20 protein-coding genes and 2 pseudogenes are annotated in these 25,575 nt (G+C 58.4%); 17 read left to right on the forward strand and 5 right to left on the reverse strand.

Annotated elements, in window-relative coordinates:
* Nucleotides 1-92: 92 nt before the first annotated feature.
* The 3 genes from NS365_RS23745 to NS365_RS18110 all read left to right on the forward strand — a co-directional run bounded on the left by NS365_RS23745 (nucleotide 93) and on the right by NS365_RS18110 (nucleotide 9,442).
* Nucleotides 93-3,974, forward strand: a complete 3,882-nt coding sequence (locus tag NS365_RS23745) for a glycosyltransferase (protein WP_193753475.1) — start codon at nucleotides 93-95, stop codon at nucleotides 3,972-3,974.
* Complete coding sequence (locus NS365_RS18105) at nucleotides 3,961-5,679, forward strand: hypothetical protein (RefSeq protein WP_206612150.1); 1,719 nt, start codon at nucleotides 3,961-3,963, stop codon at nucleotides 5,677-5,679. The genes NS365_RS23745 and NS365_RS18105 overlap by 14 nt, the downstream gene beginning before the upstream one ends.
* Before the next feature lie 598 nt (nucleotides 5,680-6,277).
* Nucleotides 6,278-9,442 (forward strand): glycosyltransferase, encoded by a 3,165-nt coding sequence (locus NS365_RS18110; RefSeq protein ID WP_058601703.1) that lies wholly within the window; start codon nucleotides 6,278-6,280, stop codon nucleotides 9,440-9,442.
* A gap of 36 nt (nucleotides 9,443-9,478) precedes the next feature.
* On the opposite strand, the gene NS365_RS18115 is transcribed toward NS365_RS18110, so the two are convergent.
* On the reverse strand, nucleotides 9,479-10,435 hold the full coding sequence (locus tag NS365_RS18115) for a rhamnan synthesis F family protein (RefSeq protein WP_082684705.1): 957 nt from the start codon (nucleotides 10,433-10,435) through the stop codon (nucleotides 9,479-9,481).
* 313 nt (nucleotides 10,436-10,748) lie between these two features.
* On the opposite strand from NS365_RS18115, the gene NS365_RS18120 reads away from it, so the two are divergent.
* Nucleotides 10,749-11,954, forward strand: a complete 1,206-nt coding sequence (locus tag NS365_RS18120; RefSeq protein WP_058601743.1) for a replication initiator protein A — start codon at nucleotides 10,749-10,751, stop codon at nucleotides 11,952-11,954.
* A 1,089-nt stretch (nucleotides 11,955-13,043) separates the two neighbouring features.
* On the opposite strand, the gene NS365_RS18125 is transcribed toward NS365_RS18120, so the two are convergent.
* Nucleotides 13,044-13,775: an SDR family NAD(P)-dependent oxidoreductase gene (locus NS365_RS18125; RefSeq protein WP_058601705.1), complete on the reverse strand. Its 732-nt coding sequence runs from the start codon at nucleotides 13,773-13,775 to the stop codon at nucleotides 13,044-13,046.
* An 82-nt stretch (nucleotides 13,776-13,857) separates the two neighbouring features.
* On the opposite strand from NS365_RS18125, the gene NS365_RS18130 reads away from it, so the two are divergent.
* From NS365_RS18130 to hydA, 7 genes are all read left to right on the forward strand, one after another.
* A complete protein-coding gene (locus NS365_RS18130) occupies nucleotides 13,858-14,250 on the forward strand; it encodes a winged helix-turn-helix transcriptional regulator (protein WP_058601706.1) in 393 nt (130 codons plus the stop codon).
* Nucleotides 14,251-14,765: 515 nt separating this feature from the next.
* Nucleotides 14,766-15,482: a GntR family transcriptional regulator gene (locus NS365_RS18135; protein ID WP_058601744.1), complete on the forward strand. Its 717-nt coding sequence runs from the start codon at nucleotides 14,766-14,768 to the stop codon at nucleotides 15,480-15,482.
* Between the two features lie 441 nt (nucleotides 15,483-15,923).
* Nucleotides 15,924-16,709, forward strand: a complete 786-nt coding sequence (locus NS365_RS18140) for a transporter substrate-binding domain-containing protein (RefSeq protein WP_058601707.1) — start codon at nucleotides 15,924-15,926, stop codon at nucleotides 16,707-16,709.
* A gap of 75 nt (nucleotides 16,710-16,784) precedes the next feature.
* Entirely contained in the window at nucleotides 16,785-17,459 is a 675-nt protein-coding gene (locus NS365_RS18145) for an amino acid ABC transporter permease (protein WP_058601708.1), read from the forward strand.
* Between the two features lies 1 nt (nucleotide 17,460).
* Nucleotides 17,461-18,210 (forward strand): amino acid ABC transporter ATP-binding protein, encoded by a 750-nt coding sequence (locus tag NS365_RS18150; RefSeq protein WP_058601709.1) that lies wholly within the window; start codon nucleotides 17,461-17,463, stop codon nucleotides 18,208-18,210.
* Nucleotides 18,211-18,266: 56 nt separating this feature from the next.
* A complete protein-coding gene (locus NS365_RS18155) occupies nucleotides 18,267-19,484 on the forward strand; it encodes a cysteine desulfurase-like protein (RefSeq protein ID WP_058601710.1) in 1,218 nt (405 codons plus the stop codon).
* Nucleotides 19,481-20,881: a dihydropyrimidinase gene (gene hydA, locus NS365_RS18160; protein ID WP_058601711.1), complete on the forward strand. Its 1,401-nt coding sequence runs from the start codon at nucleotides 19,481-19,483 to the stop codon at nucleotides 20,879-20,881. The genes NS365_RS18155 and hydA overlap by 4 nt, the downstream gene beginning before the upstream one ends.
* A 25-nt stretch (nucleotides 20,882-20,906) precedes the next feature.
* On the opposite strand, the pseudogene NS365_RS18165 reads toward hydA, so the two are convergent.
* Nucleotides 20,907-21,377 (reverse strand): annotated as a pseudogene (locus NS365_RS18165) (GGDEF domain-containing protein).
* Nucleotides 21,378-21,547: 170 nt separating this feature from the next.
* Between NS365_RS18165 and NS365_RS18170 the strand changes: the two are divergent.
* From NS365_RS18170 to NS365_RS23755, 3 genes are all read left to right on the forward strand, one after another.
* Complete coding sequence (locus NS365_RS18170; protein WP_058601713.1) at nucleotides 21,548-21,805, forward strand: type II toxin-antitoxin system ParD family antitoxin; 258 nt, start codon at nucleotides 21,548-21,550, stop codon at nucleotides 21,803-21,805.
* Between the two features lie 4 nt (nucleotides 21,806-21,809).
* Nucleotides 21,810-22,106, forward strand: a complete 297-nt coding sequence (locus NS365_RS18175; RefSeq protein ID WP_058601714.1) for a type II toxin-antitoxin system RelE/ParE family toxin — start codon at nucleotides 21,810-21,812, stop codon at nucleotides 22,104-22,106.
* 259 nt (nucleotides 22,107-22,365) lie between these two features.
* Complete coding sequence (locus NS365_RS23755; protein ID WP_082655961.1) at nucleotides 22,366-22,509, forward strand: DUF1127 domain-containing protein; 144 nt, start codon at nucleotides 22,366-22,368, stop codon at nucleotides 22,507-22,509.
* A gap of 707 nt (nucleotides 22,510-23,216) precedes the next feature.
* On the opposite strand, the gene NS365_RS18180 is transcribed toward NS365_RS23755, so the two are convergent.
* Both NS365_RS18180 and NS365_RS18185 read right to left on the reverse strand, forming a co-directional pair.
* The gene (locus tag NS365_RS18180) at nucleotides 23,217-23,519 is read right to left on the reverse strand and encodes a HigA family addiction module antitoxin (protein WP_058601745.1); all 303 of its coding nucleotides are present in this window, start codon (nucleotides 23,517-23,519) and stop codon (nucleotides 23,217-23,219) included.
* A 47-nt stretch (nucleotides 23,520-23,566) separates the two neighbouring features.
* On the reverse strand, nucleotides 23,567-23,848 hold the full coding sequence (locus NS365_RS18185; protein ID WP_058601715.1) for a type II toxin-antitoxin system RelE/ParE family toxin: 282 nt from the start codon (nucleotides 23,846-23,848) through the stop codon (nucleotides 23,567-23,569).
* Nucleotides 23,849-24,195: 347 nt separating this feature from the next.
* Here NS365_RS18185 and NS365_RS25050 point away from each other — a divergent pair.
* From NS365_RS25050 to NS365_RS18195, 3 genes and pseudogenes are all read left to right on the forward strand, one after another.
* A pseudogene (locus tag NS365_RS25050) lies at nucleotides 24,196-24,539 on the forward strand (integrase core domain-containing protein); the annotation flags it as partial.
* Between the two features lie 156 nt (nucleotides 24,540-24,695).
* The gene (locus NS365_RS24595) at nucleotides 24,696-24,860 is read left to right on the forward strand and encodes a GIY-YIG nuclease family protein (RefSeq protein ID WP_193753479.1); all 165 of its coding nucleotides are present in this window, start codon (nucleotides 24,696-24,698) and stop codon (nucleotides 24,858-24,860) included.
* 56 nt (nucleotides 24,861-24,916) lie between these two features.
* Nucleotides 24,917-25,180: a hypothetical protein gene (locus tag NS365_RS18195; RefSeq protein ID WP_153003841.1), complete on the forward strand. Its 264-nt coding sequence runs from the start codon at nucleotides 24,917-24,919 to the stop codon at nucleotides 25,178-25,180.
* Nucleotides 25,181-25,575: the final 395 nt, after the last annotated feature.

Here is a 25,575-nt window from a genome sequence, read left to right on the forward strand (position 1 = left end):
TCTTCCATAAGACAAACTATCGAGGCCCTATGCATTCCTATCGCGCTTTCGAAGATCGGTTCCGGGGATCTGAAGAACTCATCCGGAAACGGATGTCTCTCTATCTACCGCTTACGGATGCTGTAGATGCCGAAGTCGATCCAGGGCGGCGAGCCCTCGATATCGGATGCGGCCGGGGCGAGTGGCTCACCCTTCTGAAAGCACACGGCTGGCAGACCTCGGGTGTGGACAGCAACGCCTCAATGGTTGAGGTCGCACGAAGCCGGGGACTTGATGTTTCCCTGGCCGATGCGTTCGACTACCTGCGCGGATGCGGTGATAATTCCTTCAGTCTCATAACAGCCTTCCATGTCGTTGAGCACCTGACGCACGATGCTTTGGCAACGCTGCTCATGGAGATCCAACGCGTCTTGAGCCCAAGCGGCTTCGTCATCCTGGAAACACCCAATCCCGAAAATTTGACTGTCGCGTCTTGGACGTTCCATCTGGATTCGACTCACGAAAAACCTCTTCCACCACTTCTTCTTCAGTTTCTGGTGGAAGATTCCGGTCTGAAAGCGCCGACGATCGTACGTATCAACGGTTCTTGGAAGGGCGAGGACGGCTCTTTACCATCCAATCCATTGGCAAGGATGTTCTCGAACGGACCAGACTATGCGGTCATCGCCACTAATGGATCCAATACGGAGAGCCCGCTGGTGGACGCCGTCGCGTCCTTCGCGGCAAAGGTCAGTGAACCAAACCCTGTCGATGTAGGCGCGATAATACAGTATGGTAAAGATCTTGAAAATCTACAATCCGCTTTCTCGGAAACACGGACCGAGCTTCATCTCATGCAACAGGAGCATGAGGCAAGATCAAGGCTTCGGGCGGAAGTCCTAGAAGCACAAGTTCAACAACGGGGTGATCAGCTCACCGAAATTCGAGCGGAGTTGCAATTCCTGCGCCATCGATATGAGAGTACGCTTGAACGTCAAGCAACGATGTTGGAAAGTCTCACTCAGCAGCAAACAGCTGTTACTGGAGAATTGCGGAACAGCGTTCACTCGCTTTCACTTCTAGCCGCCAGCGTTCACGATGACTTCACGGCCCGAAACGGTCGCTCTTCCCGTCTTTCAAGCATCGTGCGATTTCTCTCTGATGAGAGGTTTCTGCTTGTTCGCGGTGCAAAAGCGTGGTTGCAGTTGAAGCCGGGATCCCGCCCCCGACGGATCATGCGGAGTGGCGTTTTCCAAACACAGCAGATCATGGCGTCGCATCCTTGGATGCGTCCAGCGGCGCATAAGCTTCTCGCCTTGTCGCCCAAGCTGCAGAAGCACGTCTTCTCGATCCTCCACGTTGCGCCTCCTCCTATGGTCCATTCGAATGAGGGGCAGTTGACAGTAGAGCGATTGTCGCTGATCGCGACTGCTATGGCGAAGATTCAGTCTAACTCGCGTATCAAGAATTCTGACAAGCCACTTCTCGCCTTAGTATCGCCTTTTCCTCCTGACCGGAGCGGTATTGCGGATTATACTGCACAAATCCTGCCTGGGCTGTCGAGGTTCTATGAAATTGATGTAATTTCGCCTAACACGGACAGGATATCATCGAACGCAGAGTTGAATTTACGCCATCATGATATTTCGTGGTTTAAGGCGAACTTCACGATTTACGATCGGATCGTTTACCAATTTGGAAACTCCGCCTTCCATTGCCATATGCTCGATTTACTTAGGGAAATCCCGGGTATTGTTGTATTACATGACTTCTTCCTTGGTGATCTGATTTATGCGGCCGAGATGAAGGATAAAAAAGCTGGACGTCTCGCACGCTCTTTATACAAATCTCATGGCTATGCTGTGGCAGCCCGCTATATCAGAGAACCTCATCTTATCTCTGAAATCGTATCGACCTATCCGTCGAGCTTCGATATCATAGCGGAAGCACAAGGCGTCATAATACATAGCGATTTCTCCAAACGGCTGGCGGCGCAGTTTTATTCGGCGCTCGATACATCGAATTGGTCTGTGATTCCCCTGGCAAGGCCTTTCAAGGCCATCAAATCGAAGCAGGCTTCTAGGTCCGATTTAGCTCTGTCTTCTAATGATTTCATCGTGTGCAGTTTCGGTCACGTCAACGCGTTCAAGAAATGCGACGTCATCTTAGATGCTTGGCTACGAAGCCCTTTTGCAGACGACCCTAATTGTCATCTAATATTTGTAGGTTCTATTGAAGATGACGCCTTTGGTGAACGCTTTCGTCAGAGACTCAAGTCCACTCGAGGGAATGTTCGCTCGACGGGATATGTTGACGGTTGCCAATATCAAAAGTACTTAGAGTCAGCGGATGTTGGCATCCAACTTAGAAGTAGATCTCGGGGGGAAACTTCAGCTTCAGTTTTGGACTGTCTGCAATTCGGCATTCCTACGATCATCAATGCAAACGGATCTATGGCCGATATACCAGATGATATTGTATACAAACTTTCAGACGAGGTTGCAGCATCGGACATTGCCGATACCTTGAATGAGATTTGGCAGAATCTCGAGAAAGCTGATGCGGTCGGCGTGAAAGGCCAAGCTTATATAAAAGAACGGCATTCCACGGACATTGCTGCTATTCACTACAGGGACGCGCTGGAAAAATTCCACCGCATTAGCCTCCCGATGAACAACGTGTCGCAGTTGGCAAAAATTGTTCAGATAGGCGGAGTAGGCGGAAGCGATGTTCTGAATGATATCTCAAAAATATCAGGCGAAGCAACGGTCCCTATTCCGCAACTCCGTCTATTCATAGATGTTTCCGCGACTGCTCGTAATGATATCAAGACAGGTATCCAAAGGGTTGTCCGCGCTTTGGTGCTTGAGTTACTTCGTGATCCACCAGTCGGATACCGTGTGGAACCCGTTTGGCTGCAAGACGGGACTGGACGATGGCAGTACGAATATGCCCCGGAATTTGCCGCTTCAGTCCTGGGGGTGGATAATCCAGGTATAAAAGGCAGCGTGGCCATGCCTCAGAAGGGAGATATACTTCTAGTGGCAGACTATTTTTGCACCGGCGTTACGGATGCATATCGACAGGGAGTGTATCAGGAATGGAAGGCGTCCGGAGCGAAGTCGCAATTTGTCGTTTACGATATGCTGCCGGTACTTCGCCCTGAGTGGTTTCCCCCATACGCTCAACCTGCACACAAGGAATGGGTTTCAGCGATTGCTGATGCCGGTGATCGACTGATCTGCATCTCAAGCGCTGTTGCTGTAGAAGTTCGACAATGGCTTGCCGATCACGAGAGCGTGGACGTAGAGGTCGTCGGCTGGACGCTCGGTGCTGATATGGCGGCATCTTCTCCAACTCGCGGCCTGCCTGACGGCTCTGAAAAAATTCTATCTACAATCGCAGACACCCATAGCTTCCTAATGGTGGGAACGGTAGAGCCGCGAAAAGGACATCTCCAAGCGCTCGAGGCTTTTGATATACTTTGGAAAGCCGGAAGCGAAGTACGGCTTGTCATTGTTGGCACGCCGGGGTGGAAGGGGGTTCCAAACCACCTCTCACAAAATCTACCATTGATCTTAGATCGACTGAACCACCATCCCGAACTGGGCAAAAAACTTCTGTGGCTCCAATCCGTCAGCGACGAGTTCCTCGACGAGATATACGCTAGCTCACGCTGTCTGCTTGCTGCCTCGGAGGGAGAAGGGTTTGGCCTTCCTCTCATCGAAGCGGCACGACATGGCATTCCGATCTTGGCTCGTGATATTCCTGTTTTCCGGGAAGTCGCAGGAGAGCATGCAACCTACTTTTCGGCTAAACAGCCAGCAGAGCTCGCCACGGCGATCGACGAATGGATCCGTCGATACGACGCTGGCGAGCGAGTACCTCCCGACCGTATGCAATGGGCAACGTGGGCGCAGAGCGCTGAGCTTCTGAAAAAGCTTATCCTGCCACAAACTGTGCCCTATGGAGCGACTGACATTGTCCAAAGTTAAAAACATCTTCGGCAGCCGTATGGTGGTCGTTCTAGCGACCGCCCTCTTCTGTGGGCTGGCGATGTTCGTCTATCTCGCTGGAGAAATCCGCGGGTTGCTTGCTTGGCACGTTCTGCCGGCGTTGGTGTTCGGCATCCCAAAAGCGATGATAGCGCATGGTATGCCGATCCTTTATGAAACACCCGGTCATGTCGGCTGGGATGGACAGTTTTATTATTACATTGCCAATGATCTTCGACTGACAGCGGATACAATCAGTCATCTTGACTCTCCGACATACCGATATCAAAGAATTGGCTTGGCGCTTGCAGCCAACTTTGTTGCCTTACTAACACTTCAAAGTTGGGTTACTCCGTTTATTTATTGGGGTACCAATGTCCTTCTTGTTGCCGCAGGCGCATTTGCCCTAGCCTCCATAATCAAGCGGTTGACCCTACCGGTTCCGCTCGCCCTACTCTGGAGCTTGGGGGCCGGCGTTCAAGTCACGGTTCTAAACGGCCTTCCCGATGCCGCAGGTGACGCCTTTTTCCTGATCGCCTTAGCTTGCCTAATGAACGAGCGCAGGCTTGCATACGTACTCGCCGCGACAATGGCTGTTCTTACGCGAGAAGCCTTCGTTGTCGCCGCAGGTGGCTTATTCCTGCTGGAATTCGGACGACTCTGGAACGATAAAAACGCGACAACGCGGTTCTGGGCGAAACGCCTTCTAACCATGGCGATGCCGGGTGTTGCGCTGATCCTGTGGCAGTTGTCGATCTACGCCCGTTTCGGACGTTTACCATCGCAGGAACCCGGCGTTGCGGGAGGCTTGATCAACCTGCCCTTCGCCGGCTGGTGGCAGACCGTAGTGGGAACCTTCTACGGCAACCATATCTTCTTTGGCGCCAATGCACCTTGGACTGAAAGATGGTTGGAGCCCCTACATGGCATCCTGCTCATCCTATCAAGTGTCGCATGTGTGATACTACTACGTTCGCGAGACCTGTCTTCAATTCAATCCAAGATCGGCGCTGCACTGCTACCCTTCGCGCTCTTGAGCACAACATTAGGTCCGGTCGTCACAGGCCATTGGTCCGGGTATCTGAAGGCGACAACCATACTGCTAGTACCTCTTCTAGCAGTCGTAGCCAAGTTCGACGCAAGGTATCGTGCGGTGTCGATCGCTTGTCTATCAGGGTATATGTTGCTCCAACAGGCGGCGTTTTGGGACCGCGTTATCCCGGACGGACCAAGTTCTTCCAATCAATTCGGTAGTATTGAAGCAATTTCAGGGAAGCCAGCGAAGGACTTCCCCAAAACACTTGCTTGTTTGGGTGACTATCGCTCGAAGATCGAATTGAAGGGTATTGAGAATTTCGATCGGCGACCCTTGTTCCGAACGTTGCTTGGCCGTCCACAGCGTTATCGCCTTGACGTCGATGTCACCAATGTAACAGACAAGCCCTGGCAGTATGCCCAAGGAGCAGGTGCTGTCGCGCTCGTGGGCAGATGGGTGCAGCCGGGTACGAATCTGGAGGTGGGCCAGTCGCGAAGGGCAATCATCGGGAACGACCTCCAGCCCGGCGAAACGAGGCGGTTGTCGCTGATCGTTGATATCCCACCATACGCGAATTCATCCGATTTCATCATCACGCTGATACAGGATGGGTGTGCATGGTTCTCGGATGCTCGCCCCGCCGATTCTTTGCGGCTTCAGCTCCATTGAGCCAGCTTCATTGAAACTGGAGAGGTACCACCGGCGTCCTCGCTTTCGCCGGTGGTAGTTCAACATCCTGCCTCAGAGTATCATCCTGATATGTAAACCGGTCTCGCGCTCCTAGGAACCGCTTCGGTCTGTGCCTTCATGTGATAGTCACGTTTTGTGCCAGTTAAGGCGGGATCACAGGACGGATCGGTGCGAATTATCATTCGAGCAGTTTGTTTCCTCTCGCTTGTTTCGTTCATATATGGCTGGATGGAGATGAAGCCGATCCATGCTGGGACCACCTTTTCAGACCGCTTACCATCCCGGCTACCAACTTGCTGCCGTGCAGCACTTGAGGATTTAATGAGTCCACATGCGGGTAGAAGCAACCTCGGTCGCGGTGGCGAACGCGCTATTTGATAGCGCTTGCAGTATAACAGGCCAGACCGCTGCAAAATTATCTGCTGGAACTTCCTTCGGCAAAAACTTCGCGCCTCCGCAATTCTCCTCTCGCTCATAAGCGACGAAATCGTTGCCATTCCTCATATCTTCGTTCGAACGAATATCGTTCAAGCGGTCAGCCATAGATCTCAACCGGACTCATAGGCTTTAAGCAAAGATGCAGAACGATATCAGCAATTCCGTCCTCCTCGTCATACCTTCGATTAACGGAGGCGACCTGCTGGACCGGATGCTGCCCAGCCTGCGTGTGGATCCGGCAAACGTGATTGTGCTCGATCAAGGCAGCGACGACTCAACGCTAAAAGTGTGCGCGAAAGCGGGCGTTGAAGTGTTGCAGCTCGGAGAGCCTCATACCTATACGCAAGCTTGTAACATCGGCGCCCGCATCGCGGCAGAGCGGAAAAAGAGCTTCGTCTGCGTGTCGAACAACGACATCGTGTTTCGCACGAATGTCATTGCCGAACTGCTCGCTGAAATGCAGCGCGATGACCGTCTCGGAATCGTCGCGCCGGCACAGATTATCGTGGATGCGTCGCTTCCGAACCAGCCGATCTCCTATCGCGTGTTCTGGAATCTCGACAAGGTCGATTTCTATCATGACGTACACGCTCACGACCCGGCGGTAGAGCGGTTAGAGGCGGACTTCTGCGAGCTGACCTGCGCGCTCATACGTCTGTCGGCGGTCGAGGAGATTGGCTGTCTAGACGACGAGTACGGCTTCTACCACGAGGATGCGGATTTCGGCTTCCGGTTGCGTCAGGCCGGATATTCCTGCGCCTATCTTCCACATTCGCAGATAGAGCATTTCACCGGCTCAACTATCAATCGTGAGAAACTCAGCCGCAAGACAAGTTTCATTGCAAAAAACAAGCGCTATTTTTCAGAGAAACTTCTCGGCTACGGTGTCAATCACCAAGCGGACGACATCGGGTTCGATCCGGCTTGGTCCGCGATCAACGCCAACCTTCATCCTTACCTTTTGCGCTATGGGCTAATTGACCCGTCTGCACCCGAGATGCTGGTTTCCCTACCCGGTGCCCAGACCACGGGTTACTTATACACTCCGCTGGAAGCTCCTTCGATCCCAGAAAACTGGGCGGCAACGGCGCAAGCCTATCAAGGCGTGTTTTCAACCTCGGATTGGATGCGCGATATCTTCCAGCGTGCCGGGGTCGTCAACAGCTTCCGCGTACCGCTCGGCGTCGAGGTCGATCATTTTAATCCGTTCGGCCCCGTCCGAAGGCTTTGCGACGAAACCACCTATCTCGTCACCGCTGGGCGTGAACAATCGCGCTCACTGAGAGCCATGCTTCTGGCATGGCATCAGTTTGTGGGATCGGAAAGGCGAGCGCGTCTCATCCTACTGGGACACGAACTCATCGACTGCGTAGGGCGAGCGCCGGACGCGACATACCGCACATCTAAGTTCCAGATCTTGCGCTATATTCCTGAGGCGATCGACGTCTATGAGATCATCGCGCCCCTCGAGGTGGATGAGTTAGCGCGGTTGTATCGTTCCATCGATTTCACCGTCTTTCCATCCTGCGGCGACAGTTCCATTCTTCCGGTTCTCGAGTCGCTCGCCTGTGGTACGCCGGTCATCCACGGATCGTTCGGTTCCATGCGCGAACTCTCACTGCCGGGCGGCCTCTATTTTGGCTTGTCAAGCGCAGCGGGAGTTCAGAGCAGCAGGACAGGATGGGAACCCGATGCGCATGAGATACTCACGCAGCTCCATGAAAGCCATGGCATGAGCGCTCAGAAGCGCGCTTCACTTGCCCAAGCAGGCTATTATCTCATACGAAATGGTTTCACGCTGCGCCACAGCGCGGTCGCCATAGGGAAGGCGCTCTCGTCTTTACAAACGAGAAATCCTGCGCGCTTTCTCGAGCATCTGACTGCCGCAGGATTGGCTTCGTCTCAGGCGATTGGTTGGAGCGCGGACCTTCAAAGGCAGATCAGTCGCCAGCGCATCAGTGGCGCCCTTGCCCGCAAGGTTCAAACGGTGGGTCAACTCACCTACCAGATCGGCAGCGTCTGGGAAGAGAACGGTATGAAGGCCGCAGGCCACAAGGTCGCCCAACAGGTCGGCTTCTTCGCTCGGCACAAATGCCGGCAAGCGACTTACATGGGGCTCAAATCCGTAGGACGCCTGGGTTCGTTCGCGACGAACTTTCGCAGGCAATCGGAGATACAAGCCCCCCTCATCGAGGATTCCACCCTTCTGATCGGATATATAGACGCCAATCTCGGGCTCGGGCAGTCTTTGCGAGGCTTGGCGCAAGCGCTTGCGACCACAGCCGAGCCCTTCGCCATCTACCCCTTCACCTATGGTGTCGAAGGGCGGCGAGGCGCTCCTTACATGCCTGAGCGGTACGACGAAACGGGCGCGCACGCGATCAACATTATCGAGATTGCCGCCAACGAACTGCCGACCCTGTTCGCCCATATACCCCAGGATCGTTTCGATCGTAGTTACAATATCCTGCGCACGTACTGGGAGTTGAGCCGCGCCCCGGAAGAATGGCGCTCTCTGCTGGAACCAATTGACGAAATCTGGGCTCCGAACAGCTTCGTGGCCGAGAGCTTCCAAAGCATATTCGACAAAACGATCACGATCGTGCCGCCCTGCGTTAGTCTACCTGACTGGGAAAAGAGTCCTGTCGAGCGCTTTATAAAGTATCCCAGCTGGTTCCATTTCCTGTTCTCCTTCGACTATTTCTCATTTCCTCAGCGTAAGAATCCCCTGGGCGTCGTTCGAGCCTTCCGCCGCGCCTTTCCCGACCCATCGACGCCGGTTGGCTTGATCATCAAGTCGACGGGCGCAGTGGGTCATTTCCCGGAGATCAAGCAGGAGTTGCAGTCGGCTGCGCGTCATGATCCACGGATTCGGGTACTCGATGAACACTTCTCGCGCGACGAGATGCTTTCGCTGATCGAAGTGGCGGATTGCTACGTGTCTCTTCATCGTTCCGAAGGATTCGGCTTAGGAATGGTGGAGGCCATGATGATGGGCAAGCCCGTCATTGGTACGGGCTATTCCGGGAACGCAGAATTCGTCCGAGACGACACGGCGTTCCCTGTCGACTATCGTCTTCGTCCCCTTGCTGCGGGCGAGTACGTTTATTCAGAGGGACAGGTTTGGGCGGAACCGGACGAGGTTTCCAGCGCAGCGCAGATGGTGCGGGTGTTCAACGACCGGGCCGACACAGCTCTGCGATCAAAAGCGGGGCGCGAGTTCGTTCGCGAACGCTATGGGCCCGAGAATGTCTCCAGGCTGGCGACGGAGCGACTGGCAGCCATCAGATCCAGCCGGACCTGAAACTTTCCGATCGCTTTCGCCGCCACCGTAAAACACCTACTTGCGTCCGAGCAGTGCTTTCAGGCCTGCTCGAGCATGCTCTGGAAGCATCCGGTAGACGGGCGCCAAAATGCGGAATGCGAGGCTGTGGTTGCTTATAGGCGATGGCTCGAACCGGGCGGAGTCCGGGGATACGTAGGGGGACGGAAAAAGTAGGCTTGGCTTCAGGGCATGTTCGTGCGTCCTGAGCATAATCTCCGTATCGCTCACATCCGGTTCGTCTTGCATGATGGCCGGCATCGCAACCGATAAATAGTCGCGACGCCGTGCTTCGACGGGAAAGATTCGCTCCATTGCATGCGCGATCGTTCCATCGAGCTGACCTTCTTCCTGCTCGAACAAATCCATCAGACGTGGATCTGTCAGGCCCGACAGGGCCTGCTTACGGAACCAGAACATACTTCCTGCCGCGAAGTAGGTATCGTCCATGTCGGTATCGGAAAAATCATGGTCAATGACATGGAAGATCCGGTTCATGGCTGGGCCGTTCTCCAGCACCCATGGGCGAACCGGAAGGCAAAAGCCGCTCGGGGCGACCAGCCCAATCCCCGTATGCCGAACCAAGGACGTCACGATGTCGGAAACCCCGGATCGGGACGGCAAAAGCGAGGACAGCAGATCCGCGCGCCATTGCGCGCCATCAGCGCGCTGGGGAGATTTCTTCGTGTGGAGCTTCAGGCCAATCTCGAAATCGTCCGCTGCCGCCAGCGCATGGAGGAATGGCAGGATATCCCGACCGCGGTTCTCGACTGGCAGAACAGTCGCGTTCAGAAGATACGGACTTTCAGGAATCGTAATCTTATCGCCAAAGTGCGAACTTGTGACATAAAGGCGAAACGGTACCTCGACGCGATCCACCAGAAGGCAAGCCATGTCCCGCCAGATTTCAGGGTAATGTACGTGGACGAAGATTGCGATCGGCCGGGGCGTAGAAAAACTAGAAGCAGGGGTCATGAAAGGCAGGATCGGTCCATATAATCTGGTAGGCCACGTGTGGGCTGTTCTTCGCGATCCGCCCGCATATGATCGGGCTTCGATATTAGTGGATCACGAACCACCTTGCCAACAGCTGAGGGATTGATCCGAGTTGCAGGCGGACCGTTGTTCGAACCCGATGCACAGATATTGGAAAGCGTCCCATAACTCAGATCTAAAGCTAGGGCACGGTCCTAATCCTACGCCAGCCCATTCGACGTCGCCTCATTATCTGCGCTATGCCTGAACCTTGGACATCATTGGCACCGGTCAACCGGTCACGGTCTTGGTCATGAGCAGGCATAAACTCGATCTTCTAGCACGCGACGCGTTCGCAGCCCTCTCGCTGCATGAGAAGAACGCCTATCTGCAAGGCGTGGTCAAAGAAATCCAGACCGCGCGTGGCGAAGTGTTCGAACCTCTGGAGAAGGACGCGCTGAGCCGACTGCGCCGTTTCTATTCGCGTCGCAGCTTTGCCGACCTCCAGCTCGAAAAGATCAGCAACGAGCGCCTACGGGCTGCTATGGGCAAATGGGGTGAGGCCATTCATCTGGGCGAAGTCCAGAAGGCCATCACCCATGAGGCACCCAGCCAGCCCCGCCCCACCAAGCGGGCCGCTCCTCTGGATGACGACCAGCTCTCCTTCTTCGTCCCGACGGTTCATGACGCACCGGTCAAGGACGATCTCAACCTCATGGATATCGCACCCTTCTCCTTGTCGAAGACGGTCAAGGGCGGGGTTCTGCGCTATGAGCTGAAAGACAGCATCGTCACGATCGAAGGCGGTGCCGAAGTGGGTCTGGCAACGGCCTACGACTACGACATCTTCATCAACATGGTGTCGCATCTCGCGGCCGAGATGCGCGAATATGGGATCGCCCAGAAGAAGGGGCTGCGACCCGACATTCCCGCTCGCATCTATCGACCTGCCGCAGCCGAGCTTTTGAAGTTCTGCCGGCGCGATCTGGGAGGCAAGCAATATCTGGAACTGGAAAAGGCTCTCGATCGCCTGCAGGCGACACGCATCAAAATCACCAATCTCAGCGACGGCAAACGTCGCGAAACGGAAGCGTTTCCGCTCATCGGCCATTTCAAGGTCGTGTCACGCACGGTGCAGGACAAGATCGATCAGGTAGAGATCGAGATACCAGGCTGGGTTTACGAGGGCGTCGTCACGCCCAGTGGCAAGCCCTCGATCCTGACCCTCAACCCCGACTATTTTCTGATCGCGCGACCGCTCGCGAAATTCATCTATCGCCTCGCCCGCAAAACGGCGGGGGAAGGTGAGGCTTTCTATCGCGTCAATGACGTCCACGTGCGCAGCGGCTCGCGTCTACCGGCGCATAAATTCGCTCAGGCCCTAGAGCGGTTGGTCGAAGGAACAAAGGAAGACCCGCTTCCAGATTATAATCTAGAGTTGCGACAAGGCGAGAGAGGGCAGGTGCTTCACATGCGGAAGCGGTTGGAACTCGCCAATGAGTCTGACAGTCTGGAATGACAAAAAACCGTACTTCAGTCCGTCCGGTTTTGACAAAAAGAGCTTTCCAAGCGCAAGGCCTATGTCAAAATGCCGTACATCAGTCCGCTCGTTTTTGACAAAATCACGCGGACCGCTTCAGGTACGCCGTGTCGGGAATTGCCAAAACACCGTACATCAGTCCGCCCGGTTTTGACAAAAATCGGATCTCGGCAGGTGATTTCCAGCGCTCGAAACGAGGAACAAAACCGTACATCACTGCCAAAAAAACCGTACATCATTCCGTCAACGCCGTACATCATTCCGTCAAAACCGTACATCATTCCAAAAACAGGGCTTAAGCCGTTGTTCCTGGTAAGGAATTTTCTCTAAAACTAGATAAAAACTAGAAAAACGTCCAAAAACTCCAAGCGCGCGAGATTTTGCCAAAAACGGTGGAGCACATCTCGTTTCGACCGGGCAGGTGAGATAGCGGATAAGGCATATCCGAGACGCTGGAATGGCGTTGCCGAGAGCGCATGGCCAGGTGGTGGCACGGACGGTCATTCGCATCAGCACCGAACCTTGTTCCCAGACGCAGGTCCGCTTGCAGTCCACCTCGTCCATCTCGACTGAAGCTGAAAGGCGAACGAGTTTCGCGCAGGAAAAGCCAAAACCAACGCGCGTATCTGCTCGACCTCGATTGGAATAACGAAGCCTTGTCGTTCCTCGAACGACGCTGCTTCACCCAACGGACGGCTCGATCTCATCAACAAGGAAGGAGACAGGCGCGATCCAACCAACTCCTGGCCGCGATCGGGATCGCCGTGAGGCGCTGTCGATCCGGGGACTGGCGTGAGCGTTTGCCAACGACACTGGGGCAGCACTCAAAAAGGCGAACGCTCAAGTGCTAGGTTCTCGCCCGAGCATACAAACGACCTGCGAGCCGTTCGACAACGAGACAGGGAACCATGCCTCGAGCCAACTCAGATTCAAAACGAACTGATGGCGAAACGAAACCATTCGGCCTTACGCAACGAGCAGATGCATACGGGTTCGGTGAAGATGCGACTGCCCGCTTCCAACGTTGGAAGGTTGGAAGCGGGCATGATCAGCCATGGGATGCGAGGTTCAGACCTGCTGCATACCACCATCGACGCAGAGTTCCGCGCCGGTGATGAAGCTTGCCTCGTCGCTGAGAAGGAACAGCGTCGCGGAGGCCACCTCTTCGGGGCGTGCCATGCGACCCAGCGGGATCGGCGCGATCAGAGCCGCGCGTCCGTCTTCCGATACGGCCGCCATCATGTCCGTATCGGTTGGGCCGGGTGCCACGACATTGACGCGGATACCGCCTGGTGCAAGTTCAGCGGCCCAGGAACGAGCATAGGATCGCACCGCCGCCTTCGTGGCCGCATAGGTGCTGTAGGGCGGAATGCCCATGGTATCTGCAATCGATCCCATCAGGACCACCGAAGCGCCTTCACTGAGCGCGGGCAAAGCCGCTTTGAGGCCAAACACCATGCCACGCACGTTCACCGCGAAATGGCGATCGAAGTGCTCCAGAGTCTGATCCGCAATCGAGGCAGGCTCGGAGAGACCGGCGTTCAGAACGAGGAGGTCCAGGTGCCCTCGCGCTTTGATCACGTCCGCAACGACGCGCTCCAAATCCTTCGGAGAGGCGGCATCGGCCACGAGACCACGAACATCTCCGCCGAGCTTGCGGGCGGCGTCCTCCACCTCGTCGGCCCGTCTCCCGGTCAAGAAGACGGTGGCTCCTTCGCGCGCGAGACGTTCGGCAATCGCCAGACCGATCCCTTTGGCGCCTCCGACCACGAGAGCGGTCTTGTTCTCAACTCTTGCCATCGCACATGCTCCTTGCTCAGCGATGGCCTCCAGATATACGACAGGTATCTAGTCGCAAGAACGCACTTCGAAGAGCCTAGATATGCCTGATGATACCGAGCTTGAGCTTTTGTCGGAGCAGGCATGCGCGGACATGGTTCGCATCCGACCGGTTCTGGATCGGATCGCCGACAAGTGGACGATCCTGATCCTGACCGTGCTGTGCCCCAAGCCAGCCCGATTCAACGAGATCAAACGACGGCTGAACGGCATCACGCACAAGGCGCTCGCGGACGCTTTGAAGCGGTTGGAACGCAACGGCCTCGTCACGCGAACCGTCCTGCCGACCGCCCCGATTGGTGTGGAGTACGCGATCACGCCGCTCGGCCACTCCCTGCGCCAGCCATTCGAGGCATTGTGTGCTTGGGCACTCGCATACGGGCCCGATATCGAGCGAGCAGGAGCTCGCTTCGATCAGACAAAGGCAGACCGATAACGGCAACCTGCAGCCTCAAGGGCCAATTCATGTTCGCTTCACGGTAGGGTCGGACACTCGCGGACGTTTGCGACGGGGCCGCAACCCCCATGGTTTGTCCAGAAGCTGTTCGAACCTCTCAGCGAGCGGAGCGGCCTGTTTTGCGCATGGCGTAGACGCATGCGACGATGTGCAGGTCTGCCAGTCCATAACACGCTCGGCTCGGTTGCGGTTGCCGCAGATTCGATGTGGATAGGCGTCCTTACGTTTTGTTTCGCTACGGCGGCACGCCGACGCTATGACAGACTTCCAACCGGACCGTCGTGCGCGTCATTTCCATGGTCCGTTCCGGGCTGCAGAGGCAGTTTAGACGCACCGCGTTGGAATCGAAATGCATGCAGTTGAACTCGTTATTGCATGCCATGACCATCGGACGCTTCAACGTCCCGTTGAGGGGTGCTAAAGCCGCACGATTGCGGGATGGAAGGTAGCGCCGAGTGACGAGCGAAACGGTTGAGGAGGGCCAGTCGAAGGCCATGGACCGGGCATCGATGATTTGCCGAGCCATTCGTCGCGCCATTCTGGAACGCGCCTTGATGCCCGGCGACAAGCTGCCGGAAGATCAACTGGGCGAGCGTTTCGGCGTCAGCCGAACGCTTGCCAGACATGCCCTCGGGCAGTTGGCATCCGAGGGGCTCGTGGAGCTTCGGCGCAACCGGATCGCCGTGGTCGCCACCCCGTCCTTCGAGGATGCGCGCGACGAGTTCGATATTCGCGTCGAACTGGAGCGGCTGGTGGTCAAGCATCTGGCTGGGCGTCTGTCGCCTCGCCAGCTCGCCGAACTTTCGAGCCACGTGGAAGCCGAAGAGCAGGCGCGAAACGGGCCGGAAGCGGCCTCGCTGCGACTTGCGACGGAATTTCACGTGCGGCTCGCCGAGATGACCGGACGCCCAACCCTGTCGCGCTACGTCCGTGAGACGGCCTATCGATCCTGCCTCTCGCTCGCCGCCTTCGGACGCCCTCATTCCAGCGAATGCGCCATCTCGGAACATCGTGAGGTTTTGTCCGCTCTCGAGTCAGGGGATGCGGCCCGTGCCAGTCAGTTGATGGCTCACCATCTCGAGCAGGTCGCCCAGCGCGCGCTTCTGAAGGCACCGGACGCTCGCGGGGACCTCATGGATATTCTCGCGCCCTATGCCGAGATGGAAGCGCCGTCCGCGCGCGGCCGCCGCCGGATCGCGGACGAGGTCTAAGGACCTGTCGGGGAACCGGCAGGCAAAAGGCTGATGAGGGATTGTCGCCCGTTCCTGTGAGCGAAACAGAACCGATGCCGACGGCATACCGGTAAGCCTCCGACAAACGGCTAGCGAAGCGGCGCGGCCGACCGATCCCAAGTCTCTCAGACAGCCTAGAGGGCTGTGTCGGCAGCTCGCGCCCAATCGGCTTCCCCTCCTTAAGAACCCGAGCGATCTCGGCTGGACCAACACCTGCTCCTTCGGGGCATCCCGTTCATTCGCAGGCATGAAAGAAAGTGCATGCGATTCTTTTGATTTTTGTTTTTCCCTCTTTTCAAAATCGCACGCAGTCCGTACCAATTGACCACCGGAGGGCAATTCACCCTTACTGTCTATTTTCTGAACAGGTTTGCCCGATCCGTCGATCCGCCGTTCCCTCCATCTTTCCGAGGAGCCGACATGACCCGCTTCAAACTGGCCGCTCTGGCCGCCGCCCTTCTGGCGCTCGCCGGCCCCGCGAGCGCCAAGACGCTGACCGTCGGCGCCAATGTCGGCAACGTCCCCTGGGAGTTCCAGAACGAGAAGGGCGAGATCGTCGGCTTCGAGATCGATCTGGTGCGCGAAGCCGCCAAGCGCATGGGCTATGACGACGTGCAGTTCGAGAACATCCCGTTCAACGGCCTGTTCTCCGCCGTCCAGTCCGGCCGGATCGACGCAGCGGTCTCCTCCATCACCATCACCAAGAAGCGGCTGGAGTCGGTCTCCTTCGCCCAACCCTATTACGACAGCGACCAGTCCCTTTCGGTCCTGAAGGATTCCGGCATCGGTGGCCTGTCCGGTCTCAAAGGAAAGGTCGTCGGCGTCGATACCGGTTCGACCGGAGACATCTACGCCACTCAGCACGAGAAGGACTTGGGTCTTTCTGAAATCCGCCGCTTCGAGGGGCTTTCGCCCGCCATGCTCGACCTCGCGGCAGGCCGGATCGATGGCTATATCTCCGACATTCCGGCGGTCGCCTATTACATCAAGGACAAGCCGCAATACGCCGTGGTCGAGCGCATCCCGACCGGCGAGCAGTATTCGGTGATGTTCGCAAAAGACTCGCCTCTCGTGGCGGAGGCAACCAAGGCCATCACCGAGATGAAGGGGGATGGGTCCTTGGCGGGGCTCCATGAGAAGTGGTTCGGCACGAAGCCGGACGCCGAAACCTCGACCGTGAAGGTTCTGGGCGCGCCTAAGCTCTGACCTCCGGGCGCCCGACACTCCCGGCGGGCCCGCAGGACGCGCGGCGCCCGCCCTCCCCCGGTCGCAGGGACAGGCATGGATATCGTCACCACCTTCTTCAATATCGACGTGCTTTGGCGCTCGATGCCTCAGCTCCTTCAAGGCCTCTGGCGCACGATCCTGCTCGGCGGCCTGTCGATCGTGCTGGGTCTTCTGGGCGGTCTCGCCTTGGCGCTGGTGCGCCTTTATGCGCCGCGCCCGCTGCGTTGGTTGTCCATTGCCTATATCGACGTGTTCCGCGCGCTGCCCGTCCTCGTCTGGCTGGTGATCGTCTACTACGCCTTTCCCTTCATCGGCATTCGTCTCTCGCCTTTCGCCTCGGCGTGTCTCGCGCTCACCACCGTTTCGGCGGCCTATACGGCGGAAATCTACCGCGCCGGCATCGAGGCCATCCCGCGTGGCCAGTTCGAGGCCGCCCAGTCGATCGGCCTCAATGCCATCGACGTGATGCGCGACGTGATCCTGCCGCAAGCGGTGCGGATCGTCATTCCCCCGCTGACCAACAATTCGATCAACGTCATGAAGGACACGGCGCTCGCCTCGGTCGTCGCCCTGCCGGACCTTTTGAAGCAGGCGACACAAGCTCAGGCGCTCGCGGCCAACCCGACGCCGCTGATCGGCGCGGCGATCCTCTACCTGCTTCTGCTTCTGCCGCTGGTGCGCCTCGTCGCCCGCTTCGAGACACGCTACTCCGCGCGGGAGGCCCGTTGACATGACCGCCCCATCGCCAGAGCCCATCATCCGTATGCGCGGCGTCGTGAAGCGCTACGGCCAATTCACCGCCCTCAAGGGCGTCGATCTCGACGTCGCCCCTGGCGAAGTGGTCGTGCTGCTCGGTCCCTCGGGCTCGGGCAAGTCCACGCTGATCCGCTGCATCAACCATCTGGAAGAATACGACGCGGGCGAGGTCTTCGTCGGCGGCGTGCGGGTCGAGCGGGGGCGCAACCTCCTCAAGGTGCGCCAGCAGACCGGCATGGTGTTCCAGGCCTTCAACCTGTTCCCCAACCTGTCGGTGCTCGATAACGTAGCGCTGGGCCCGGTTCGGGTGAAAAAGCTCACCTGGGAGGCGAGCCGCGCCAAGGCGCAGGCGCTGCTCGACCGCGTCGGCATCGGCGCGCAAGGGGCCAAGTTCCCGACGCAGCTTTCGGGCGGCCAGCAGCAGCGCGTCGGCATCGCCCGCGCGCTCGCCATGGAGCCGCGCATCCTCCTGTTCGACGAACCGACCTCCGCGCTCGATCCCGAGATGGTGGGCGAGGTTCTGGACGTCATCAAGGGCCTTGCGCATTCCGGCGTCACGCTCGTCCTCGTGACCCATGAAATGGGCTTCGCGCGGCAGGTCGCCGACCGCATCGTCTTCATGGAGGACGGCGAGATCCGCGAGGTCTCCGCGCCCGACGTCTTCTTCTCCTCCACCCGCAACGAGCGCGCTCGCGCCTTTCTCGACGCGGTTCTCAACCACTGATTTCTCCAGACAGGCGCCGGGGAAAAGCCTACGCGCGCCGGCAAGGTCCAGCAGACATGACCCTCGATCTCGACTTCGCCAGAGCCCAGTTCCCCGCCCTGTCGGGCGAATGGACTTTCATGGACAATGCCGGTGGCTCCCAAGTGCTGGCGCGCGTCGCCTCGCGCGTCTCGGACTATCTTCTCACCAGCAACGTGCAGACGGGCGCGAGCTACGAGCCGAGCCGTGTCTCGACGGCGCGCGTCTCCCAGTCGCGCGAGGCCTTCGCCCGCTTCATGAATTGCGAGCCGGGCGAGATCGTGGAAGGGCCTTCTACGACGATCCTCATCCGCTTTCTGTCTGAGGCCATGACCGGCCGCCTTCAGCCGGGCGACGAGATCATTCTCACCAACACGGACCACGAGGCCAATATCGGCCCTTGGCTGAAACACGAGGCGCGCGGGGTCAAAATCCGCTGGTGGCGCTGCGACCCGGAAACCTTCGAACTCGATCTCGAAGACCTGAAAAACCTGATGAGCGAGCGCACCAAGCTCGTCTGCGTCACGCACGCCTCCAACATCCTCGGCACGATCAACCCGATCCGGGAGATCGCCGACATAGCCCATGCCGGCGGGGCTGAGCTCTGCGTCGATGCCGTGGCCTATGCTCCGCACCGCGCGATCGACGTCAAGGCGCTGGATGCCGACTACTACATCTTCAGCGTCTACAAGGTGTTCGGCCCGCACCACGCGGTGATGTTCGGCAAGCGCGACAAGCTGCTCGCGCTCGACAACATCTACCACTACTTCTTCGACAAGACCCGCGTGCCCCACAAGCTGGAGCCCGGCAACATCAACTACGAATGCGCCTGGGGGTCGATCGGCTCGGTCGATTATGTCGAGGAGCTCGGCACCCGCGCCGGGGCCGGCGAGGGTCGCGCCGGGATCGAGGCGGGCTTTGCCGCGATCGCCGAACAGGAACGCGCGATCACCGCGCGCCTCCTCGACTTCCTCGGGAGCCGCAACTCGGTGCGTGTCATCGGGCGGACGTCCTCGGCCATCGCGGACCGCGTCTCCACCGTCTCCTTCACGGTCGGCGACACCAGCTCCCGCGAGGTCGTCGAAGGCGTGGACAAGGCCAAGATCGGCATCCGCTACGGCGACTTCTACGCCAAGCGCATTGTGGAAGAGCACGGGCTGACCAGAACCGATGGCACCGTGCGCGTCTCCATGGTCCATTACAACACGCTGGAAGAGGTCGATCGCCTGATCGCCGCCTTGGAGCCCGCGCTGTGAGCGAGGGGTTCGATCTCGTGATCCGGGGCGGCACGGTCGCCACCGCCTCGGACGTCTTCCAGGCCGACATCGGCATCCGTGAGGGGCGCATCGTCCAGATCGGCGAGGCGCTGGGGCGGGGCACGGAGGAGATCGACGCCACAGGACGCTATGTCCTGCCCGGCGGCATCGACAGCCATGTCCATATCGCTCAAGCCTCCGGCGACGGGATCGTCATGGCGGACGATTTCGAAAGCGGCACGCGCTCGGCGCTGATGGGCGGCAACACCACCATTTTGCCCTTCTGCCTGCAGGAGAAGGGACAGAGCTTGCGCGCGGCGCTGCAGGGCTATCATGCGCTCGCCGAGGGCAACTGCTATACCGACCATTCCTTCCACCTCATCGTCGCCGACCCGAGCGCGTCCGTACTCGGCCAGGAACTGCCGGCGCTGGTGGAAGACGGCTACACCTCCTTCAAGGTCTTCATGACCTATGAGGGCCTTCGGCTGAACGATGCGCAGATCCTGGAGACGATGGATGTGGCCCGTCGCACGGGCGCGCTCGTCATGGTCCATTGCGAGAACGAGGACGCGATCCGCTACCTCATCGGCCGCCACGAGGCGGAGGGAAACCTCGCGCCGCGCGCCCATGCCTCGACCCGGCCGGTGGCTGTCGAGCGCGAAGCGACCCACCGTGCTTTATCGCTCGCCGAGGTGGTGGACGTGCCGGTCGTCATCGTCCACGTCTCCAACGGGCCAGCGATCGATGAAATACGCGCCGCGCGTGCGCGCGGCCGCAAGGTGATCGGCGAAACTTGCCCGCAATATCTCATGCTGACCGCCGACGATCTCGACGGCATGAACTGGGAGGGTGCGAAGTTCGTCTGCTCGCCGCCCCCGCGCGACGCAGACGCCCAGAAAGCCTGCTGGAACGGCCTGGAAACTGGCGTCTTCGACCTCTTCTCCTCCGACCATTGCCCATTCCGCTACGACGACCCCGAAGGCAAGCTGAACCCGAAGGGCAAGACAAGCTTCCGGCACATCCCGAACGGCATTCCGGGCGTCGAGACGCGGCTGCCGATCCTCTTCTCGGAAGGTGTGATGAAGGGGCGGATCGACCTTTCTCGGTTTGTGGCGCTGACCGCGACCAACCATGCCAAGGTCTATGGATTGGAGCGCAAGGGCCGAATCGCGGTCGGCATGGATGCCGACATCGCAATCTGGGACCCGGCCGAACGCCGCACCATCCGTCACGCCGAGCTTCACGATGGCGCGGATTACACGCCCTATGAAGGACTGGAGGTCGAGGGCTGGCCGACCACCGTTCTCCTGGGAGGAAAGGTCATGGTCCGCGACAGCGCACTGGTCGGCCGCAAGGGCGACGGCCGCTACCGGAGTCGATCCCGAACGGGCCTCTGAGGAAGGCTCAAGGGATCATCCACCGCTAGACCGCCGTTCGCCACTGAGTTTTGTGACGATACATTTCGTTGTCCGAAGCTGCCAGGATATCGTCCGGGGTCCACGGCTGCTTCCAGATTTCGCCTCCAAGGCTCGTTCTGACACGGATGGTCCGATCAACCAGAAGAACGTCGCAGTCCATCAACTGACGTAGGATCGCGAGCCTTCTCTGGAATTCGTCGCGCGAGGATATGCGGAGCAAAACCGCAAACTCATCGCCACCGATGCGCGAAACGGTTTCTCCTTCCAAGATCGCTGCCTGCAGCACATTCGCAACGTGTCAAAGGACGGCATCACCGATCCGGTGTCCATAGGTGTCGTTGATCGACTTGAATTCGTCGACGTCGATGAGCGCGATGCCGAAGGCTTCCTTGGCGACCAATCCGCGATCGATCGCTGCCGCAACCTCGCGAGCCCTCCCGTTCCCCTCTTTCGCAAGCTCTATCTGTCGTATGATCTCAGCTGCTTTGGCTTCGACCTTCTCCTGGCGGTGGGCGGGAGTGCTTTGACCACGGGTAGGCTACATCATGAAAAGATGCGGAAGGTCTGCCGTTAGACCCCCGGCGTCGGTTTTCTCTAGGGCCTTATGTCATAAAATGCTATTCTACGGCATCAGGAGGGATCGACATGGCGAACGTGACGGTCGGTAAGCACTACGAGAATATGGTGCAACGCATGGTGCAAAGCGGGCGGTATGCCACCGTGAGCGAGGTTCACCGGGAAGGCTTACGCCTGATCGAGGAACGCGAGCAGGCGCGGGAGGCCAAGCTGGAAGCCCTGCGCACCATGATTGCCGAAGGTGACGCCAGCGGAGCTCTTGAGCCGATGGAGAGCGCGGCTGAGCTGAAAGCCGAAGCTCGCCGTCAGCGCGCCAAGGAAGCTTGATCGGTTGAGCCTGCCTATCATTCGGACCCCGAAGGCACGCGCCGATCTGCTGCGCGTCTGGTCCTACATTGCCGACGACAACGAGAAGGCCGCCGACGCCATGCTCGACCGCTTCGAGCGGACCTTTGCCATGCTGGCGGATAGTCCGCTCGCCGGTCGGGCGCGACCCGAAGTGGCCGAGGGCCTGCGTAGCTTCGTCGTTGGCAACTATGTGGTGTTTTATCGAGTCATGCCTGACGCCGTGGCCGTCATCCGCGTGCTCAACGGCTTTCAAGATATTCCTGCCGCCGACTTCTCGTAAGCGCTGATTTGATGCGAAAACGTCATATGACTTGGTCGAGTTAGGCCGTTTTTTTCACATTTATGGCGTCAAGACGGTGGCGATCCATGCGTCCCTCGCATGTCGGACGTGCGGGCGCTGGATAGCGAGGGACTGCAACCCTCCTCTTCGAGCTTTGCGCTACTGCCCGATGAGTGAGAGGCGTAGGTTCTCCTCATCGGAAGAACAGACACACGCCGGCCACCACCGATGAGAGGCCGGACACGAAAGGCAAGACATCATGTCCCTCGCTCGCTCCTTCAGCACCTGGCGCCAGTATCGCAACACGGCCGCCGAGCTGAACCGTCTCTCGCAGCGCGAACTCGCCGACCTCGGCATCGCACGCGGCGATATCCCGGCCATCGCCCGTCAGGCGGTCCGATAAGCGTTTCCCCCTTTTGCTTCAGCTGGTCCTCCCCACCTGAAGCGGACTGGCCGAACGGTTCCTCCCACCTTTCGGCTTCTCTCCAACGCCCTTGCCGGTCCTCCCCCGGCAGGGGTGTTTTCGTTTGGGGACTCACAAATGGGCGTGGAGGGGTAGAGACCTCAGAGGGCAGGCCTTATCCAAAGTAAAGCTTGGATACGAAAAAGCCGCTGGGGATTTCACCCAACGGCTCCAGCGTCTCCTGCGGAGATCGGCTCTGCATCTCAACTCGCCAGTCCATCCGCGGTCGGACAATCTGCGCGGCCTGACAGCGATGGGAATGCCGATACCGAGTGGTTCAGCCACGCGTATCTGGTTAGCGCTCGCTGCTCCAGTTTATGAAGCACCGGGGCTCCAGCCCTACTATCCGCACCTGCCCACCAGCACTCTTGCACTGCGCAAAGCCGACAGCGTTCCACAGTATGAACGGCACACCAAAAACGAGGGCTACGAAGATTGCAGGCCCACGTCGCAGAACCCTGGGTCGCTGATTGTTTGGAGCAGCCATCTGATCCTCCGTTTCGATGAAGGATGCACAGCCAACAATTGAAGCGAAGTGAACGCACGCAACCACCCGTTCGTCGTATTGGCGAAAGCCATCAGCGCTAAAGTTTTGCGCGAGGATGACCAGGGAATGTTGGAGTTTCGGGAAAACCCAGTGCGGCTCGTTAAGCCGCAATAGAACGCGGTACGATCCGCTCCAACTCGTCTTTCAGCGCCTCCGCTTCCTTGCGCAGGTCCCAAACGCGCTGGAAGTTCAGCCAGATATCCGGCGACGTTCCGAAATACCGGGATAGGCGAAGGGCCGTATCGGCCGAGACACCCACCTCTTCCTTCACGATGCGCTCGATACGGGTGCGCGGCAGATGAAGGGCTTTCGCCAACGCTCCGGCGCTGAGACCGAGCGGAATGAGGTACTCTTCCCGAAGATACTCGCCCGGATGTACCGGGTCTGCGAAAGTGAGTGCCATGATGCCCTCCTTGGCTGTATGGCGCAGGATCGCTTGGGGGACGTCCATCAGTGATAGTCTACGATTTCCACGTCCTCCGCGCCTTGCTCTGTCCAACGGAAGCAGATGCGCCATTGGTCGTTGATCCGAATGGAATGCTGCCCCTGACGATCCCCTCTGAGTGCCTCCAGCCGATTACCCGGAGGAGAGCGAAGGTCGTCCAGCACCGCCGCATTGTGAACAGCTTGAAGGCGACGGTTGGCCATCTTGAACAGGTCGGCCGGGAAGCCCTTCGGGTTCTTGCCCGACACGATCGCTTCCACAAACTTGCCTTTGGTCGAAACGATCATAACCGCCCCTTCGCGGGTGTATCGTATGATGATACATATTTCGCTGCAAGGGCTCGTATGGATATCAGATTTGGAGCACCTCATGCTCTTCCGGCGTTGCCCTCCCGCTCACCGGGATGAGCTGGCTCTCAGAAGCCCGGCGAGGATGACGGATCATCGTTCCAATCGTATTGGGGTTCTGCCTTTGTCGACTTGACGGGAATGGGCTGGGGTCCCGCTATGATGACGTCGTTCCAGTCTTTTGCGCCATCGGGCCGATCTTGAACGATCGCGTTCTGAAGATCCCGAGGCAAAGCCCGAAGCCACTGCGTCAGTCTGGCGGCCGCCATATCGCCAGCTGGGTCGGCGTCGAGGCGGTTGAGAAGCGCTTCGGATCGACGCGGACGTCTACCCCAGTGGAGCACCTGTTCAACATTGGCAGTCCTGACATCGCCCGGGAAACGCGCGCCTTCGCCCTGCGCTCAACCTCGTACCCTGCTTCACGCCGGTTCGCAGCCCGGAGCCGAACGGCATGTCCGAGGTCTTCGTGAAGACCTTCAAAGGCGACTATGTTCGCGTGAACCCTCTGCCGGACGCCGCAACCGCGCTCCGGCAGGTCGCCGGATGGATCGAGGACTACAACGAAATCCATCCCCATTCCGCGCTCAGAATGCGCTCGCCCCGCGAGTTCATTCGAGCTCAATCTTCGTAGCCAAAGTGTCCGATCAAACGGGGGCACTACAGCGGCGACGACTGTGAGGCGTGGGCTGCCCGTCCGCGAGCTTAAGGGGAAAAGCCCATCGGGCGGCTCAAAAGGCAGAGAAAGGGAGGGGAGGGTGTTCATACACCCTTGGAGAGGAGAGCCGAGATGGCGTCCTTCATCGATCCCCGCCGTGTCCTCAGCACACCCCGCACCGAAGCCATGGTTTGCCTCCAGCGAACGCCCTTCGTGGTCTACGCAATCTGCGATCCGGTCACCGATCTCCCGGTCTATGTCGGGCAGACCCAAAACATCGTCTCTCGCTCAAGCTGATCAAACCGGACCCTTGGATCGCATCGCACCTCCACCTCTACAGCGGACTACCCTTGATGCCGAAGCTGATGATCCTGGACCGGGCGGAGACCCGCCAAGACGTTATGGCGCGTGAAACTGACTGGATCTACCGGTTCGCCGATCGCGGGGACAAGCTGTTCAACCTTGGACCGCACAAGACGAGGGTTCGCCAAGCCTGGAAGGGCTTTGCGCGGCACGAGATCCGGGACGTCAAACCCAAACCATCCCAAGCGGACGATCCGCGAGCAGATGGAACGTGCTGCGATCTGGCGGATGGGGATGGCCAGACATCGGCATAGGAGAAACGGCGCGGCGCGGAGTAGCTGACCGAGGTGGGAGTGATCGATCGCCTCAGCGCGCGAAAGCTATCACCAAAATGCCGGACAGGATGAACGCGGACGCCATTAGCATGGTCTGGACCCTAAGGGTCGTCCTGATGGAGGCGTTAAACCTCGCTGTGTCGGCCTCGATCTGTTTCCGGATGTCATCTGGGTCGGTTATGTTTGTCTCCGTTTCGAGGTCAGTCGCTCTCGCCCCACATGTCGTCCATGGTGCGCTTGTATGCGCCAGCTTCTCGAGGTGGGAAAGGGCCGAACGGGTCGATGATGGCGAAGGCCCGGGCGAGGCGCACCGCCATCGACGGAGTAGCTCTCTTCTGCGATCGATCCCTTATCGCCGTCTTGGGCCATAGACC

The organism is Aureimonas ureilytica, assembly GCF_001475935.1.
GTDB classification, from domain to species: Bacteria; Pseudomonadota; Alphaproteobacteria; order Rhizobiales; family Rhizobiaceae; genus Aureimonas; species Aureimonas ureilytica_A.

What these genes read in the sequence shown, in the direction of transcription:
- NS365_RS23745 (WP_193753475.1), top strand. Translation starts at nt 93, where the DNA reads ATGTCTCTCTATCTACCGCTTACGGATGCTGTAGATGCCGAAGTCGAT.
- NS365_RS18110 (WP_058601703.1), top strand. Translation starts at nt 6,278, where the DNA reads ATGCAGAACGATATCAGCAATTCCGTCCTCCTCGTCATACCTTCGATT.
- NS365_RS18115 (WP_082684705.1), bottom strand. Translation starts at nt 10,435, where the DNA reads ATGACCCCTGCTTCTAGTTTTTCTACGCCCCGGCCGATCGCAATCTTC.
- NS365_RS18120 (WP_058601743.1), top strand. Translation starts at nt 10,749, where the DNA reads ATGAGCAGGCATAAACTCGATCTTCTAGCACGCGACGCGTTCGCAGCC.
- NS365_RS18125 (WP_058601705.1), bottom strand. Translation starts at nt 13,775, where the DNA reads ATGGCAAGAGTTGAGAACAAGACCGCTCTCGTGGTCGGAGGCGCCAAA.
- NS365_RS18130 (WP_058601706.1), top strand. Translation starts at nt 13,858, where the DNA reads ATGCCTGATGATACCGAGCTTGAGCTTTTGTCGGAGCAGGCATGCGCG.
- NS365_RS18135 (WP_058601744.1), top strand. Translation starts at nt 14,766, where the DNA reads ATGGACCGGGCATCGATGATTTGCCGAGCCATTCGTCGCGCCATTCTG.
- NS365_RS18140 (WP_058601707.1), top strand. Translation starts at nt 15,924, where the DNA reads ATGACCCGCTTCAAACTGGCCGCTCTGGCCGCCGCCCTTCTGGCGCTC.
- NS365_RS18145 (WP_058601708.1), top strand. Translation starts at nt 16,785, where the DNA reads ATGGATATCGTCACCACCTTCTTCAATATCGACGTGCTTTGGCGCTCG.
- NS365_RS18150 (WP_058601709.1), top strand. Translation starts at nt 17,461, where the DNA reads ATGACCGCCCCATCGCCAGAGCCCATCATCCGTATGCGCGGCGTCGTG.
- NS365_RS18155 (WP_058601710.1), top strand. Translation starts at nt 18,267, where the DNA reads ATGACCCTCGATCTCGACTTCGCCAGAGCCCAGTTCCCCGCCCTGTCG.
- NS365_RS18170 (WP_058601713.1), top strand. Translation starts at nt 21,548, where the DNA reads ATGGCGAACGTGACGGTCGGTAAGCACTACGAGAATATGGTGCAACGC.
- NS365_RS23755 (WP_082655961.1), top strand. Translation starts at nt 22,366, where the DNA reads ATGTCCCTCGCTCGCTCCTTCAGCACCTGGCGCCAGTATCGCAACACG.
- NS365_RS18180 (WP_058601745.1), bottom strand. Translation starts at nt 23,519, where the DNA reads ATGGCACTCACTTTCGCAGACCCGGTACATCCGGGCGAGTATCTTCGG.
- NS365_RS18185 (WP_058601715.1), bottom strand. Translation starts at nt 23,848, where the DNA reads ATGATCGTTTCGACCAAAGGCAAGTTTGTGGAAGCGATCGTGTCGGGC.
- NS365_RS24595 (WP_193753479.1), top strand. Translation starts at nt 24,696, where the DNA reads ATGGCGTCCTTCATCGATCCCCGCCGTGTCCTCAGCACACCCCGCACC.
- NS365_RS18195 (WP_153003841.1), top strand. Translation starts at nt 24,917, where the DNA reads ATGCCGAAGCTGATGATCCTGGACCGGGCGGAGACCCGCCAAGACGTT.